This window comes from Rhizobium sp. PvP014 (genome assembly GCF_017876855.1).
GTDB classification, from domain to species: Bacteria; Pseudomonadota; Alphaproteobacteria; order Rhizobiales; family Rhizobiaceae; genus Neorhizobium; species Neorhizobium soli.
This window is the reverse complement of the sequence record NZ_JAGIOT010000002.1, coordinates 2,395,952-2,411,784: the sequence shown is the minus strand read 5'-3', so window position 1 is coordinate 2,411,784 and position 15,833 is coordinate 2,395,952. Positions and strand designations below refer to the sequence as shown.

The window sequence follows — 15,833 nt, the reverse complement described above, 5'->3', positions numbered from 1 at the left end:
ACTCGCTCACTTGGAATTGATCCTCGAGGGTGCCGCGGGGCTAAAGCCCTCCCACTCGTGGGGAGGGTGGGGAGGGGTCTTCGTCAGTCCGGAACATCAGCGGAGGAAAGCCATGAGCCGTATCGCATCGATCGAGATCACCCATCATCGCCTGCCGCTCGATCCAGCCTTCAAGGCGAGCTGGGATGGCAGGGCGCGGCGGCATTTCGACGCCACCATCGTGCGCGTCAAGGACGACGAGGGCCGGGAGGGGATCGGGTCGGGCGACCTGATGAAGGGTTTCGAGGGGCACGAGGACCTCTTCATCGGCCAGGATCCACGCCATCTGGAGCGGCATTACGAGGTGCTCTCGCATATCAACTTCCACTATGGCCGCTGCTGGCCGCTGGATCTGGCGCTGTGGGATCTGTCGGGCAAGATCAATGGAGAGCCCGTCTGGCGCATGCTCGGAGGGCGGTCGGACAAGGTGCGCCTCTACGCATCCTCGGGCGTGCTGCGCGATCCACAGGCGATGGCGGATCAGGCGGAGCGTTACGTCGAGGAGGGGTTTCCGGCCATGAAGGTGCGCTTCTCGTCGTCTGCCGGCGGTCGTTCCGGCTGGCGGGATGACATCAAGGCGCTGGGAGCGATCCGTGCCCGCGTCGGCGATCGGATGGAACTGATGGTCGACTGCAATCAGGGCTGGCGCATGCCCTGGGATACGACACTGCCATGGACGTTCAAGGATGCACTTGCGGTTGCGAAGGAACTGGAAAGGCTCGACATCTACTGGATGGAAGAACCGCTGTTCCGGTCCGACCGCAAGGGCATGCGAGCGTTGAAGGAGGCGACGTCGGTGAGGATCGCGGGCGGCGAGATGACCCGCGAGCTCTCGGAGTTCCGCGATATCATCGAGGAGCGTGCGTTTGACGTGATCCAGCCGGATGTTGCGCTGGTGGGCGGCATTACCGGTTGCCGGCGGCTCGTCTATCAGGCGCGGGAGGCGGGGGTGACGTTTACGCCGCACAGCTGGACCAACGGAATCGGCGTGCTCGCCAACGCGCATCTGACTGCCGGCGTGGGGGATGCGCCTTTCCTCGAATACCCTTACGACAATCCGGAATGGAGCGGGGCGCGGCGGGATTATCCAATGGCTTCGCCGCTGAAGCACAGTCACGGCTGGCTGGAACTGGGCGATGCGCCGGGTCTCGGCATCGTGCTGGACGAGGATCGTCTCGCGGCAACCCGGATTGCCTGATCCCGGGCCGTCTGCACCCTGAGTTCGCAGAGCCTGCGGTCTACCAGCGTCGACCAACGAAGAGGTGATTGACGACGCCGAAATCTCCTGCGCATTCGATTTCTTTTGCCGCTATAAGTTGCCGGCAGAGTGATTTGATAGGATGTGGCGCCGGAAGTTCCGGCAATTCAGAGCCATATCGTGTGGGAGCGGGCTTTGATCGACAAGCTGGAATTCTTCATTGCGCTGGCACGGGAAGGCCATTTCGGTCGCGCGGCCGAGGAATGCGGCATTGCCCAGCCTTCCCTGTCGGCGGCGATCCGGCACCTCGAAGACAGTCTCGGCGTCCAGCTCGTGGTGCGCGGGTCGCGCTATCAGGGCCTGACGCCCGAGGGACAGCGCGTGCTGGAATGGGCAAAACGCATTGTGGGCGATGCCCGCACGATGCGCGAGGAAATGCGCGCCGCCCGCAAGGGTCTTGCGGGCCACATCCGTCTTGCCGTCATCCCGACGGCGCTTGCCATGGTGCCCAGCCTGACTGGACCCTTCCAGACCCGGTATCCGGATGTAACGTTTTCGGTCGTGTCCCGCACATCGCTGCAGATCCTGACACAGCTCGACAACTTCGAGATCGATGCGGGCATTACCTATCTCCACAACGAGCCGCTCGGTCGTGTCGTCAGCATTCCGCTCTATTCAGAAAGCTACAATCTTGTCACGGCCGACGGCACGCCGCTTTCCGACCGTAAACAGGTGACCTGGACCGAAATGGCCGGGTTGCAGCTCTGCCTTTTGACGCCGGATATGCAGAACCGCCGGATTATAAGCCAGCACCTCGCGGAAGCCGGCGTGACGGCGAGGCCGATGCTTGAATCCAATTCGATGGTCACGCTGCTGGCGCATGTCGGTACCGGTCGCTGGGCCAGCATCATGCCGCAGAACGTGGCCGAGTCCTTCGGTTTCTCGCAGAATATCCGCACCATTCCGATCGTGGAGCCGCATGTCAGCCATACGGTTGGTCTTGTCGCTCCGCATCGCGAACCCAATACGCCACTGGTTTCAGCGCTGCTCCACGAGGCGCGCCTGCTCGGAAAGTCCTGATGTCCACGTTGAATGATGAACACAAGGGCGGCATCGCGCCGACCGTTTCGCTGGCTGAAACGTCCTATCGCGATGGGCTCGTCAAGGAAACGAGCCGGTTCGTACCCGAAGAGGTGCCGATCGCCTTTTCCTACGGTGGCTCAACCCAGGCGGTGATGATGGGCACGCCTGCCGATCTTGAGGACTTCGCGGCCGGTTTCACGCTGACGGAAGGCATCATTGCTTCCATCGCCGAGATTGAAGGGATCGAGGTGCTCCAGGAGGGCGACGGTCTCGATGTTCAGGTCACGCTTGCCGAAGACAAGGAAGATGCTCTGCGCGCCAGACGACGCCATATGGCAGGACCCGTCGGCTGCGGCCTTTGCGGCATCGAATCGATCGAGCAGGCGATGCGTCCGGTGCCTGATGTCTCCGGTGTCGACATGCTTCTGTCAGCCGCTGACATTGCGCGTGCCAGCAACGCGCTCAATTCCGCCCAGCCGTTGCATGCCCAGACTCGCGCGGTTCACGGAGCCGGTTTCTACGTCCTCGGCGAGGGACTGGTTGCGGTGCGCGAGGATGTCGGTCGGCACAATGCGCTCGACAAGCTTGCGGGCGCCGTGATGCGCGCAGGCCGCACGGGCGCCGAAGGCGTCGTCGTCGTTACCAGCCGCATCTCGGTAGAAATGGTGCAGAAGGCCGCCATTCTCGGTGCCCCAGTCTTGATCGCCATATCGGCGCCGACCGCACTGGCCATCCGCACGGCGGGCGCCGCAGGCATGACCCTTGTCGCACTCTCACGCGGCGAGGATTTCGAGATCTTCACGCATCCGCACCGGATCCGTTTCGAGTAAGCCGAGGTTGCCTGAACGCCGCCCCGGCTGCTCTTGAGGGTGTGTCTCAGAAATCTTCCCAGCCACCGGCGGTTTTCAGATGGCCTTGAACCATGCGCAGCGGCGCCACGTTGGCTGCTGCCGGCGTATAGTTCGACTCCGGCCTGCGGACCTGTGAGGTGACGGAGCCGATATCGAATTGGCTGAGCAGAGCCTTCAGGCTATCGGCCTCGTTGGCCAGTGAATAGCTGGCGGCGGTGGTTTCTTCCACCATCGCGGCGTTCTTCTGGGTCGCCTGGTCCATGTGATTGACCGCGCTGCTGATCTCTCGCAGGCTGGTTGCCTGTTCGCGGGATGCCTCGACGATCGCGCCGACATTTTCATGGATGCTTGCCACCTGCACGAGGATTTCCTGCAGTGATCGGCCGGTACGCCCGACCAGTTCGACACCGCTGGAGACCTGATGTGCCGAGGTGTTGATCAGAGTCTTGATTTCCTTGGCGGCCTTGGCCGAACGCTGAGCGAGTTCGCGCACTTCCTGAGCAACCACGGCAAATCCCTTGCCCGCTTCACCCGCGCGCGCCGCCTCGACACCGGCGTTCAGGGCTAGGAGGTTGGTCTGGAAGGCGATGTCGTCGATTACACCGATAATGTTGTTGATCTCGTTCGACGATGCGGCGATCTCGTCCATCGCCGAAATGGCACTGCGCACGACAAGGCCGGATTGCTCGGCATTTTCCTTGGTGGCCCTGACCTGCTTGCCGGCCTCGTCGGCGCGGCTGCTGGAATCGGTGACGGTGCGCGTCACTTCCTCAAGGGCTGCTGCGGCCTGCTCAAGTGCGGCTGCCGCCTGCTCGGTGCGCTTTGCGAGCTCTCCAGATGCGTCACGGACTTCGGTTGAAGCCGCGGCAATACCGGCTGCATTCTGCGCCACGGTGCGCATGGCATCGGTCAGCTTGGCGGCGACCTCGTTGAAGTCGCTTCGGGTGGTTTCCATGCTCGGCACGAAGGGCGTATCGAGTGACTGGTCAAGCTTGCCGTCCGCGAGATTGCGCAGGCCTTTGCTCAGCATGCCGATTGCGTTCATGCGCGGCGTCACGTCGGTTGCAAACTTGACGACCTTCGTGACCTTGCCGTTGAGATCGCGGATCGGGTTATAGGCGGCCTGGATCCAGATCTCGCGGCCACCCCTTCCGTAGCGGACAAACTCGTCGGCAATGAACTCGCCTTCCGACAGCTTCTTCCAGAATTCCGCATAGGCAGGTGACGCCGCATAGCCAGGCTCGCAGAACATCCGGTGGTGGCGTCCCTTGATCTCGGCCAGATCGTAGCCGACAGCGTTGCAGAGATTTTCGTTGGCGTCGAGGATTTCGCCCTGTGGTGTGAATTCGATGACGGCCTGCGACCGGCTTATTGCCGAAAGCTTGCTCGCGTCGTCGGCTGCCTTCAGCTTCGTGGCCGTGATATCGGTCGCGAACTTGATGACCTTGTATGGTTTGCCGTTGCGCATGACCGGGTTGTAGGAGGCCTGGATCCAGATTTCCCCGCCTGATTTGGTTATACGCTTGTACTCCCGCGCCTCGAACTTGCCGGCAGCGAGGTCTTTCCAAAAAGAGCGGTATTCGTCGGACGCAACGAAAGCGGGCTCGCAGAAAATGCGGTGATGCTTGCCTTTTATTTCTGCGAGCGTGTACCCCAGCGCCTGGCAGAAATTCTCGTTGGCATCCAGGATGGTGCCGGTCAGATCAAATTCAATAACGGCCTGCGAACGCGATATGGCGTCGAAGATCCGCGCCACATCCCCGGCTTTACCCAATCCCAGCATGATTATCCCCTTGCCGCGCCGCGTCGGACACTTGGCTGCGTACTTTTGACGCCTTTTCCCAACAGCGGGATGGTCGTCGCCCCGGGATAATATTAGAAAGCATAAATATTAAAAAGTGATGGATGAAACCTGATTGTGAGCAAGTATTACGAAGCAAACGACAAAGGCCGCATGACTTAGTCATGCGGCCTTTGTTCAAATCGCGGGGATGGTTTAGGCAGCGAGTTCTTCTACTTCGGTGCCCTTGAACATCTTTGACAGGTTGAGGAAGCAGATCATGCCGTTTTCGTTGGCGATGATGCCTTCCGAGAATGACTTGTCGAACGAAGCGGAGACTTCCGGAACCGGCTGAACCGTGTTTGCGGGAATGGTCAGGATGTCGGACACGCGATCGACCAGCATGCCGATGACCATGTTATGCACCTCGGCGACGACTATCGCGCTCCGCTCGTTGGCGACAGTGCTCTTCATGCCCAGCTTGAAGGCCAGATCGATGATCGGGATGACGGATCCGCGCAGGTTCATGACGCCGATGACGTCGGCCGGTGCATGCGGGAGCGGTGTCGACGGGGCCCAACCGCGGATTTCGCGGATGGTGGTGGTCTTCACGCAGAACTCCTGATCGTGAAGGCGGAAGGCGATGATCTCAAGCGTATCGCCACTGTAAGTCTTCGAGTTGATCGTCGCGGACATCAAAGTTCTTCCCGGTTCGTGCAGGCCTTTACGGCGACAGCGGCAGGTCCGGTTCAAGGCTTTCAGCTGGCGCTGCTGACCTTTCCGCAACGGTGCTGCAAACCGTATGGCAAGTTTCAATTCGCTAACTGTATGCGAAGAGTATTTCGCAATTCTAAACTTGCTCACCAGTTCGCTAATGTTCTGGCATGTCTCCGCAGGCAGGGCAGCTCTTGCTGCGCCCGGTTGCCGGCCACGTTCGGGGCAGTCGGATGTTTCCCGTCTGGTGGGCTGTGGGTGGCTCTACGTCACCTGGTCAGTATTCTTTTTCGTAGAATACGCCTGCGGTGCCGCCTTCGCTGCCGGCGCCGGCCTTCAGCTTGACGCCACGCCCGACATCCAGATTGATGGTGGCCTGAGCGCCGTTCTGGCCGCCCTGCTCGACCTGGAAGTAGGTGCGCTTGTTGATGTAGCGCCCCACCGATACCGTCGTCTGGCCCGTATCGTCTGTGCTGATGTCGAGGTCATCGACGCCGAGGTTGCTGCGCAGCTTTTCGAGCAGCGACGTCGAGCCCCCGCCGGCAAGCTGGGTCACGGCATCGGCCAGCTGTGCAATCTGCAGCGGCGACAGACGCGACATCGACTGGTTGAAGATCAGTCGTGCCAGAACCTCGTCCTGCGGCAGGGCAGGGGCGGAGGAGAAGGAAATCGTCGGATCGTTGGCAACGCCGGTAATGTTCACCGTGATCGTCGTCTGGCCGGAGCTCGTGTTTGCTTCCATGTCGAGGATCGGTACCAGACCGCCGCCGAAGGTGATCTTGCCTTCGGTAAAGTCCAGCCGCTTTGACAGGATGACAATACGGCCTCTACGCATGTCGAAGCCACCGGAAATGACAGGGGTGACTGCGTCGCCCCTGATCGTCAGGTCGCCGCCGAGCTCGGCGTCGATACCGCGGCCTCGCACGAAGATACCGTTCGGTGCCAGGATCTGCAGGTCGAGTGCAATCGGCTCGCTGGCACCCTTTGCGCTTTTCGGCCGGATTTCCTCCATCTGGCGCACAACGTCGCGTGGGGCGTTGCGGTGGCGGATATCGATCGATGACAGTGATGACGGAAGCCGGGCCGGCACGGTGATTGCAGCCTTGGTCAGCGACACCTTGCCCTTCAGCGCCGGGCCCGACAGCAGCGGGCCGTTGATCGTGAGATCTCCGTCAGCGGTGACCGCAAACAGGTTTCCGTCCGCATAGCTCGCCTTGTTGAGGACGATGCGCAGATCGGCCGGAAAGCCCTCGGTCGTCTCTACAGAGCCTGTCACGGCGACGGTGCCGCCGCTTGCAAGCGTTCCGCCCAGCCGCTCGATCGTGGCGCGGGTGCCGTCGAGCCGAACGTTGAGAGCGAGATTGTTGATGGCGAGATTGCGCCTGGCATCGACGAACTTCGCCCCTGAGGAGGTGACGCTGCCCGAGAGAAGCGGTGCCTTGGCCGTTCCGCGAATGCCGAGATCGACATTGCCGGTGCCTGTCAGCACGAAGCCCTGGGCGGCAAGTTGGCCCGCGAGTATGGAAAACGGAAAGCGCCCATCGAATTCAAGGTTCAGCGCCTTGTCGCCTTCGAGCGAGACAGCGCCGCCACCGGTGAGCGAAATACCGCCGCCGCCGGTAAGACCGAGGTCGACGGTTACGCGCGTACCCTCATAGGTACCCTTGGCAGTCACATCCACCGAAGCAACGCCTGCGGATGTCGACTGGCTGACGGAGGCGTTCGCCCAACGCAGATCGTAACGAACGGCCGGCGCCTGGGGACTTCCGGTTGCCACCACGGTCCCGGAGATCGCGCCTTTTGCGCCGAGGCCCGGTACGAAGGCATTCGCGAGACTGGCCGGGACAGATCTGGCCCTGGCATTGATGTCGAGCGCCGGCGCGCCGTCGGCGTTGAGGATCACGCGTCCGTCGGCGGTCAGTTCCAGACCATCGGATCCCGTGAGACGGGTGCGGTCTAGTGTGACTGTACGGTCGGCGAAGCTTCCGGCAGCCTGGAGTCGAAAGGGTGTGATGCCAGCGTCGCGCATCTGGCGAAGCTGTGCATCACTCCATTCCAAATCATATTTGATCGCCGGGGCAGAGGTCGTGCCCGTTGCATTGATCGTGCCGGAAATGACGCCGGCTGCATTGATCGAAGGTACGAACGTGTTGATCAGGCTGGCCGGCAGGGACGTGATCTTGGCGGAAAGATCAAGCGCCGTGCCGGCGGTCCCGTTCAGAGACAGACGGCCGTTGCCTGTGGCAATGGTAAAGTCGGTAAACCGCGCGTTGCCGTTCTCGACAACGATCCGGGTTGGGGCAGCGAGGCGTACGGGGATCTTGCGCGGAGTCGCATTGAAGCTGTTGATCTCGACAGCAAGCCCGTCCGCGGTCTGGATCGCGCCGGCACCCTCGAGTGGCGCATTGTCGTAGGTCGCGGACAGCTTGAAGTCCGTCGTCGTACCACCGTGGGTGATACCCAACTGCATGTTATCGATGACGTTGGTGCCGCTGCCGATGCGCGCCGCACTGATCGAACCGGCAGCCGCAATCGCCTTTAGGTCCGGTATCGTCAGGTCGACCTTGGGTTGGGCGATCTCGATAGCACCTCGCTTCAGCAAGGAACCTTCGGCCTTCACGACAGCGCTCGCCTTGCCGTCGACATTGGCAAAGGTCGCCGAACCGCGAAGGTCGCCTTGCGCCTGCTGGGCTGCGAGTGCGGCCATAAGTGCCACATCGGGGAAGTTGAAGGTGACTTCGCCGGTGGGAAGGAATTCCGGCGAGAAGGTCAGTGCGCCGTTCAGGCGGTTCGGGCCGATTTCGGCGACGATATTGGGGGCAGACGTCTGGCCGTTCGCCGACTGCACATCGGCATTGATGCGGATCGGCTGGCTGTCCAGAGTGCCCTTGGCGACGATCGTGCCCTGCGGCGCCTGTGGATTGGCGGTGCCATTGATCGTGAAGCTCAGATCTTCGAGCTTGCGGCCGACGAGCCTTGCCTCGGCGGAGTTGACGACGGCCTTGACGGCCAGTGCCGTGGTGGGGCCGCTGGTCGTGATGTCAAAGCCTGCGGCGCCTTCGGCATCCGGCAGCCAGCGCTTGATGTCCGGAAGGCGTCCGGCAAGGTGGCTGACCAGCGTGCCGTTTTCATAGAGCACGTTGCCGCGGGCTTCGAGTGCGTTCGATTTCAGCGTGACGTTTTCCAGGCTGATGCGGTTTGCCGAGGAGGCGTCGACATAGCCTTCGGCGGCAATTGCGCCTTCAAACTTCGGTGCCAGCGACGGCGGCAGGACCGAGGCATTGGTCGAAATGCGGAAATTGCCGGTGACTGTCTGCTTCGACGTATCGAATGCGCCGCTGACCGTACCGCTGATGCCGGCGCTTTCGAGCGTCGCTGCATCCAGGCCGATGGCCGGTGGTGCCAGCCGAAGTGGCGCGTCGAGCGTCAGCGGCCCGCGGATCACACGGTTGAGGTCGGGATTGACGAAGCTCATCTGACCAATCGTGAGGCGGCTGCGGATGCTGCCGGCCCGCTGGATCAGGTCGAGATCCTCGCTTTCAGCCTGTAGCCTCACCTGGCCGAACCGGCCTTGCGGAAGCTCTGCGGAATTCAGCGCTGCCGTCGCATTGAAACGGGCAGAGGCTGCGGCGCCGGTCAGGGTGAAATTGATCGTATCAATGGAGAAGCGGCTCTCCTGGCCGTTGATCGGCCACGCGATCGAGACCGGGCCCTTGGTGCCGGAAACGCCGGCCGTCAGGCTGTTGTCGCCGTTCGGGTCCCATGCGCCCTTGGCGGTAATCTTCACGGCGCCGGAGGTGAGGTCGCCGCGCTGGATGTCGACGCGACCCGAAGGCGCGTAGATGGCGGCGACGTTGATGTCCGTTGTACCTTCGACCAGCGACCGGAAGGCTGGCGGCATCAGCGTTGCAAGCTGGCCGCCACCGATGATTTCCACGCGGTGGGCGCCGTTGTCGACCAGGACATGTTTGCCGTCCACGGAGATGACAGGTGCGCCATCGACATTGCCGACAAGACGGCCGGCCCAGTTCGAGAGAGGTCCTTCGCCATCCAGCCCCAATGCGACGGCAGGAGCGCCGGGAAGGCGCAACAGGCGGGCGAGCAGCCCGCCCTGCGGTTCGGAGACCGAGGCCTTCAGCTGCAGGCGGTTTTCCGACGGTGCGTAGACGATATCGGCGGATGCCTTCGCATCCATCTCGTCCTTGCGGGTTGCTTCCAGCTTGAGCGAGATGTTGGGGCCGGTCGCATCGATCGAGCCCTTCACCGACAGCGCAAAATCGCGTCCGGAGAGGGCCTGCGACAGGTTGATATCCGGCAGATCTATCTGCGCGACCCGAATGCCGACCGGCAGCGGCGAGCCGGACGACTTTGTCGTGCTCTGCGTCGTTATGGTCGCATCCGGCTGCGGCGGACGAATGAAGTTCACGGTCGTTGCGGAAACCCGGTCTGCGCGGAAGACGCCGGAGACCAGCGCCGATGGCGACCAGTCGACCTCGATGCCGCCGATTTCGGCATAGGCACCGTCCTTGTCCGACAGCGTCAGGCTGTCGATGCGCAGATCACCCGACAGCAGACCTTCCGGTCGAGAGAAACTGACCTTGCGGTCCGGGGTGGACACCAGCGCCGAGATCCGCTCTGCCGCAATGTTTCCGCCGAACGGCGTCAATGCAACGAACAGGACGACGCCGAGCGCCATGACGAAAAGGACCCCGACCGCGGCAATCGCGGCCTTGAAGACCCATCTCAGCAGGCGAACGAAAAGCGTCATGCTGGCAACTTTACCTTTCAGAATGCCTGGCCAATGCCGGCATAAATTCCATACTGGCTACCGTCGTCATAGCGTCGCAACGGAAGCGCGACGTCCAGCCTGATCGGCCCGAAAGGAGTGGCGTAACGCAACCCGATCCCCGCTCCAGCTCTTATATCAGAAAAATCAGGCACGATTTCGGTCGAAACCGTACCGACGTCGAGAAACGGTACGATGCCGATGCTATCTGACACTTTTACGCGCATTTCAAAAGAGGCCACAGTGTAGGATCGTCCGCCCAGCGCTTCGTCATCGCCGTTATAAGGCGAAATTTCGCGATAGGAATAGCCGCGCACCGATCCGCCGCCGCCGGCATAAAAGCGCCTGGTGGCTGGGATGTCCTGCAGCTCGTCGGCGCCGACCAGCGTCCCCGCACTCAGCTTGCCTGCAAACACGACCCGATCCTCTGCACCCAAACCGAGATACCCGGAAATCGAGCCCTCGAAAGACGAGAAAATGCTTTGATTGAAGAACTCATAACTAGGCTTGGCGGAAAGCGTTGCGCGGTAACCTCCGGTTGGGTCCAGTTTGTTGTCACGCGCGTCGCGTTCGAAGCCGACAGGTACGCTGAACGTCAGGTACTCATTCTTTCCGAAGGCATCGTCGGCGAGAATATACGCGACTTCGCCGCCGGCGGTGAGCTTGTCGGTGTCGTTGAGTTCGTAGGAAAAGCCGGCCGAATAGGCGATCGACTGCGCGTCGTAGATATCGTCTGGATTTTCGCTCTTGGCTTCCAGGCGCGATTCGAACGTTGCCTCAGGCACGGGAAAGCCCGGCTTGGTAAAGACGATACCGGCGGAATAGTCGAATGTGGTGACGTCGGTCGTTGCGCCGATGCCGGAGACCTTGCCTTCCACGCGCAGCGATTCGGCCTGGCCAAACAGATTGCGATGCCCCCAGTAACCCGAGAGACCCGCTCCATCGAGCGAAGAGTATTCGGCACCAAAGCCGAAATACCGCTGCTTGCCGTCCGAAACCTCGATCATCAGCGGCAGCGATCCATCCGGCGCAAGGGCATCGGATTCCTGAATCGTGACGCTCGAAAACACGCCGAGCTCGCGCAGCCGGTCATTGGCCTTTTTCAGCTGCACCGGTGAATAGCGGCCGCCCTTGTCGAGGCGGGAATAGCGTTTGATGAAGGCTGGGTCGACCGTGCGCGAGCCTTTGACCGTGACCATGCCAAACGGTGCGATCGGGCCCGAGATGGCGCCAAGCACGACATCGACCGTGTTGGTGCGATGGTCGGCGGTTACCTGCCGTTCGGTCAGCTTGGCAAGCGGACGACCTTCTGCCTTGACGTCGACCAGCAGCTTTTCGCCGGCTTTCAGAATCACGCGCGAGCCGGCTTCGCCGCCAGGCTCCAGATCGTAGTCCGCGGGGTTACGACCGGCCGCATCCTTGTCGAACCGCACCGAGCCAAGTTTGAAAACCGGTCCGGGTTCGATCTGAACCGTCACGGGAACGGGTGATGAGTGGTCGAAGGTGGGGTTGGGTGGCAGCGCGTCGATATCCGTTCCGGCAACAGAGATACGGACGACCCCGCCATACCGGGCTTCTTCGTAGAGAACAGCAACCAGGCGGTCCCGGTCTTCGCGGGCCTTGATGACGATGCCGAGATCACCGGATACAGGCTCGTCCTTGTCGGCGATCAGCGATGCCGCGGTTTCCAGGCGATCCTTGAGTTTCTTGTCCGCATCACCGGCTTCCAGAGTCGCGTCGTAGCGGACCGGGTCGATCACCTCGACCTTGTCCTCGTCGTCGCCAAACAGTGTAATGCCGAAAAGCTTGAAAGCGTAGGCGCTCTCGATGAGCGCAGGCGAACAAAGAAGGGCGGCCGCAATCGCTGCGACGGAACCGGTCCTCCGGTAATTCATCTTCTTCCGCCCGCTGCTTACGTTCTGCATACGCTAACTTATTGCCGACTTATCACCGCCCCGGCCATCATGACCAGCTCCTGGTCTTGTGTAGCCGCAAATTGTTTAACGGGGTACCCCCGTCTCGTCGATAAGTATGTCTTCATAAATGAAAAAGCCCTGGAGCATGCTCCAGGGCCACAGTCTTGCGGTGCTCGTCGAGCGCCGCTCCGATTAGTAACGGCGCGGGCAATCGTCGATGTAGCGACGGCCGTAGCGATCGCGATAATAGCACTGGCCCGGCTGTTCCGACACGTTGCCGATGACCGCACCGGAAACGCCGCCGATGGCTGCGCCAACGGCTGCGCCGCGGACGTTACCGGTGACTGCGCCGCCAATGATGGCGCCGGATGCAGCGCCGATACCGGCACCCTTTTCAGTCGCGGTGCAGCTCGCGAGAGATGCGCCGAGCACGAGAAGCATCAAAGCCTTTTTCATGAATTCCTCCTGAGTAGTTCCTGCCGGTTGATTGTGTCCGGCGAAACCCTTGCAGGTGCGCACGCCGGGCTTTTGTGCATCCGATGAACAATAGGCCGGCTCTTCAAATAGTCCATATAAGCAAGACACATTCTGATCTCATTCTTCGATGGCTGTGGCAAAAATCCGCTTTCAGTCAGGTTTCGCCGGTATGAAATGGGGATTGATCGGCTGGCCGACTTGGGGAATGATGAGAAGGTGGGGGAAGTCGCATCACGCCAGATCGAGCCGATTGTTCGGAAAGTCTTTCGTCTTTTCGGGGTCGCCTGACTCGTAACGATTTTGGCAGATTTCAATGGTAGTTTCGCTTCATTGGAATTGTTCCAAAAAATCGGACTTTTCGCCGCAGGTCGGGGCAAATTGACCTATTCGGGCTTGACGCATGGCGAAACCGGACCCAAAACCGGGGTAGGTTCTGGAGTGTGACATGGATTTCGAGGCATTTTTCAAAAGCGAACTGGACGGACTTCATTCGGAAGGCCGCTACCGCGTGTTCGCCGATCTCGAGCGGCATCGCGGAAGTTTTCCGCGCGCGACGCGTCATACGCCCGAGGGACCGAGGGAGGTTACCGTCTGGTGTTCCAACGATTATCTCGGCATGGGCCAGAACCCGGCCGTGATCGAGGCCATGCACGAGGCCATTGATCACTGTGGCGCGGGTGCGGGAGGCACCCGGAATATTTCTGGCACCACCCACTACCATGTTCTTCTGGAGCAGGAGCTCGCGGACCTTCACGGCAAGGAATCCTCGCTCGTGTTCACGTCCGGATATATCTCCAACTGGGCGACGCTGGGTACGCTTGGCCAGAAGATCCCCGGTCTGATCATTTTTTCCGACGCGTTGAACCATGCCTCGATGATCGAGGGCATCCGCTATGCCAAATGCGACCGGGTGATCTGGAAGCATAACGATCTGAACGATCTGGAAGCAAAGCTTGCGGCAGCCGATCCGAAGGCGCCCAAGATGATCGCGTTCGAGAGCGTCTACTCGATGGACGGCGATATCTCGCCGATCAAGGAGATCTGCGATCTCGCCGACAAATACGGTGCGATGACCTATCTCGACGAAGTTCATGCGGTCGGCATGTACGGCCCGCGCGGCGGCGGCATTGCCGAACGCGAAGGCCTCATGGACCGTCTGACGATCATCGAAGGTACGCTTGGCAAGGCTTTCGGCGTCATGGGCGGCTATATCGCAGCATCGACGGCGCTGTGCGACTTCATCCGTTCGTTCGCATCCGGTTTCATCTTCACCACGGCTTTGCCACCGACACTTGCTGCCGGCGCGATCGCATCGATCCGCCACCTCAAGGCAAGCCCGTTCGAGCGCGTGCGTCACCAGGATCGCGTCAAGAAGCTGCGGATGATGCTTGATCAGCAGGGCATCCCGCATATGCACAACCCAAGCCATATCGTGCCTGTCATGGTCGGCGATGCGGCCAAGTGCAAGTGGATCTCCGACATCCTTCTCGACACCTGCGACGTCTATGTCCAGCCGATCAACTATCCGACGGTTGCGAAAAAGACCGAGCGCCTGCGCATCACACCGACGCCGCTGCATACGGATGCGGATCTGGAACATCTGGTCAGCTCGCTGCATCAGCTGTGGTCGCGCTGCGCATTGGCACGCCAAGTCGCCTGACACGACGTTTGCCTCATCCCCGTGCGTGTCACGGGGATGCCGGGCGCTCCAAGTCGCCCCGTCTTCACATCACGCAATGAACTTGTCTGATCACGCGGCCGTCCCGCCGTAGCCGATGGCTTTGGGCGCTTAGGCGGCCATTTCCCGTTTGTCGATGATTTCGTCGGCACGGCGGCGTGCTTCAGCGTCTGCTGCAAACACGGCATCCATCGTTGTGGCAGCGTGACCCATCATCGCGTCCATCACGTCTTCGACCACATCCGCCATGGTGAGGAAGCCGATCCTGCCGGCGCAGAAGGCACGAAATGCCATCTCTTCCGCGGCATTCATGATCGCGCCCTGCGCGCCGCCGCGCTCCAGCGCAGTGCGGGCGAGCCTGAGTGCCGGAAACCGAACCTCGTCCGGCGCCTCGAAATCCAGCCGTGCGAGCTTGGCGAAATCGAGCCTCTCTACATTCAGCTTCGGCCGTTCGGGATAGGTCAGCGCATAGCCGATGGCGGTGCGCATATCCGGACTGCCGAGCTGTGCAATGACTGATCCATCCTGGTAACCCACCATGGAATGAATGATGGATTGCGGATGCACGATCACCTCGATCTGGTCGGGCCTGATATCAAACAGGTGCTTCGCCTCGATGATTTCAAGCGCCTTGTTGAACATCGAGGCGCTGCCGATCGAGATCTTCAGTCCCATGGACCAGTTGGGATGGGCGCGGGCAACCTCTGCCGTGACGCCGGCCATCTCCTCGCGGCTCCATGTCCGGAACGGTCCGCCGGACGCGGTCAGAACGATGCGTTCGACTGCATGGTGCTGGTCTTCTTCCAGCGACTGGAAGATCGCGCTGTGCTCACTGTCGACCGGGATCAGCCGACCGCCGCCCTCGGCCACCGCCCGAACGAAGAGTTCGCCGGCGGAAACCAGGCACTCCTTGTTGGCAAGGGCGATGTCTGCTCCGCGCTCCGCAGCAGCAAGCGTCGGCGCAAGGCCGGCAGTCCCGACGATTGCCGCCATCACCAGGTCGGATGGTCGTGCACCCGCTTCGATCAGCGCCGCGCGTCCTGCCGCGACCTCGATCCCGGTGCCTGACAGTGCCGATTTCAGCGCGTCGTAATGGGCATCATCGGCGGTTACGGCCAGCGCTGCACCGCAGGCTATCGCCTGCTCGGCCAGCAATGTGACATTGGCGTTGCCGGTAATTGCCACGACATCGAATGCGTCGCGCCCGCCAAGCTGGCTCACGACATCGAGCGTGTTGACGCCGATCGAGCCGGTGGAACCAAGAATGCTGATGCGACGCTTGCCGGTTTCGGCCATGGTATGTCCTGTCTT

The 15,833-nt window shown here is 61.3% G+C and carries 10 protein-coding genes; 4 read left to right on the top strand and 6 right to left on the bottom strand.

Annotated elements, in window-relative coordinates:
• Positions 1-112 precede the first annotated feature (112 nt).
• From J3A65_RS16270 to fdhD, 3 genes are all read left to right on the top strand, one after another.
• Complete coding sequence (locus J3A65_RS16270; RefSeq protein WP_209902284.1) at positions 113-1,237, top strand: mandelate racemase/muconate lactonizing enzyme family protein; 1,125 nt, start codon at positions 113-115, stop codon at positions 1,235-1,237.
• Between the two features lie 195 nt (positions 1,238-1,432).
• Complete coding sequence (locus J3A65_RS16265) at positions 1,433-2,317, top strand: LysR family transcriptional regulator (protein WP_209902282.1); 885 nt, start codon at positions 1,433-1,435, stop codon at positions 2,315-2,317.
• The gene (fdhD, locus tag J3A65_RS16260; RefSeq protein WP_209902280.1) at positions 2,317-3,150 is read left to right on the top strand and encodes a formate dehydrogenase accessory sulfurtransferase FdhD; all 834 of its coding nucleotides are present in this window, start codon (positions 2,317-2,319) and stop codon (positions 3,148-3,150) included. The genes J3A65_RS16265 and fdhD overlap by 1 nt, the downstream gene beginning before the upstream one ends.
• Positions 3,151-3,196: 46 nt before the next feature.
• Here the strand turns inward: fdhD and J3A65_RS16255 are convergent, their stop codons facing one another.
• The 5 genes from J3A65_RS16255 to J3A65_RS16235 form a co-directional block, all read right to left on the bottom strand.
• Positions 3,197-4,954 (bottom strand): PAS domain-containing methyl-accepting chemotaxis protein, encoded by a 1,758-nt coding sequence (locus J3A65_RS16255; RefSeq protein ID WP_209902278.1) that lies wholly within the window; start codon positions 4,952-4,954, stop codon positions 3,197-3,199.
• 213 nt (positions 4,955-5,167) lie between these two features.
• Positions 5,168-5,647, bottom strand: a complete 480-nt coding sequence (locus J3A65_RS16250; protein ID WP_062462566.1) for a chemotaxis protein CheW — start codon at positions 5,645-5,647, stop codon at positions 5,168-5,170.
• A gap of 295 nt (positions 5,648-5,942) precedes the next feature.
• On the bottom strand, positions 5,943-10,433 hold the full coding sequence (locus tag J3A65_RS16245) for a translocation/assembly module TamB domain-containing protein (protein ID WP_209902276.1): 4,491 nt from the start codon (positions 10,431-10,433) through the stop codon (positions 5,943-5,945).
• Positions 10,434-10,450: 17 nt separating this feature from the next.
• Complete coding sequence (locus J3A65_RS16240; RefSeq protein WP_245341566.1) at positions 10,451-12,346, bottom strand: autotransporter assembly complex family protein; 1,896 nt, start codon at positions 12,344-12,346, stop codon at positions 10,451-10,453.
• Between the two features lie 213 nt (positions 12,347-12,559).
• Entirely contained in the window at positions 12,560-12,823 is a 264-nt protein-coding gene (locus tag J3A65_RS16235; protein ID WP_062462576.1) for a glycine zipper domain-containing protein, read from the bottom strand.
• A gap of 466 nt (positions 12,824-13,289) precedes the next feature.
• Here J3A65_RS16235 and hemA point away from each other — a divergent pair, with 466 nt between their 5' ends.
• Positions 13,290-14,504, top strand: coding sequence for a 5-aminolevulinate synthase (gene hemA, locus J3A65_RS16230; protein ID WP_062581729.1), 1,215 nt, complete (start codon positions 13,290-13,292; stop codon positions 14,502-14,504).
• Between the two features lie 129 nt (positions 14,505-14,633).
• On the opposite strand, the gene dxr is transcribed toward hemA, so the two are convergent.
• Positions 14,634-15,818: a 1-deoxy-D-xylulose-5-phosphate reductoisomerase gene (dxr, locus tag J3A65_RS16225; protein WP_209902272.1), complete on the bottom strand. Its 1,185-nt coding sequence runs from the start codon at positions 15,816-15,818 to the stop codon at positions 14,634-14,636.
• Between the last annotated feature and the right edge of the window lie 15 nt (positions 15,819-15,833).

Coding starts and splice junctions, on each gene's coding strand:
- J3A65_RS16270 (WP_209902284.1), top strand. CDS start 113: ATGAGCCGTATCGCATCGATCGAGATCACCCATCATCGCCTGCCGCTC.
- fdhD (WP_209902280.1), top strand. CDS start 2,317: ATGTCCACGTTGAATGATGAACACAAGGGCGGCATCGCGCCGACCGTT.
- J3A65_RS16255 (WP_209902278.1), bottom strand. CDS start 4,954: ATGCTGGGATTGGGTAAAGCCGGGGATGTGGCGCGGATCTTCGACGCC.
- J3A65_RS16250 (WP_062462566.1), bottom strand. CDS start 5,647: ATGTCCGCGACGATCAACTCGAAGACTTACAGTGGCGATACGCTTGAG.
- J3A65_RS16245 (WP_209902276.1), bottom strand. CDS start 10,433: ATGACGCTTTTCGTTCGCCTGCTGAGATGGGTCTTCAAGGCCGCGATT.
- J3A65_RS16240 (WP_245341566.1), bottom strand. CDS start 12,346: ATGAATTACCGGAGGACCGGTTCCGTCGCAGCGATTGCGGCCGCCCTT.
- J3A65_RS16235 (WP_062462576.1), bottom strand. CDS start 12,823: ATGAAAAAGGCTTTGATGCTTCTCGTGCTCGGCGCATCTCTCGCGAGC.
- hemA (WP_062581729.1), top strand. CDS start 13,290: ATGGATTTCGAGGCATTTTTCAAAAGCGAACTGGACGGACTTCATTCG.
- dxr (WP_209902272.1), bottom strand. CDS start 15,818: ATGGCCGAAACCGGCAAGCGTCGCATCAGCATTCTTGGTTCCACCGGC.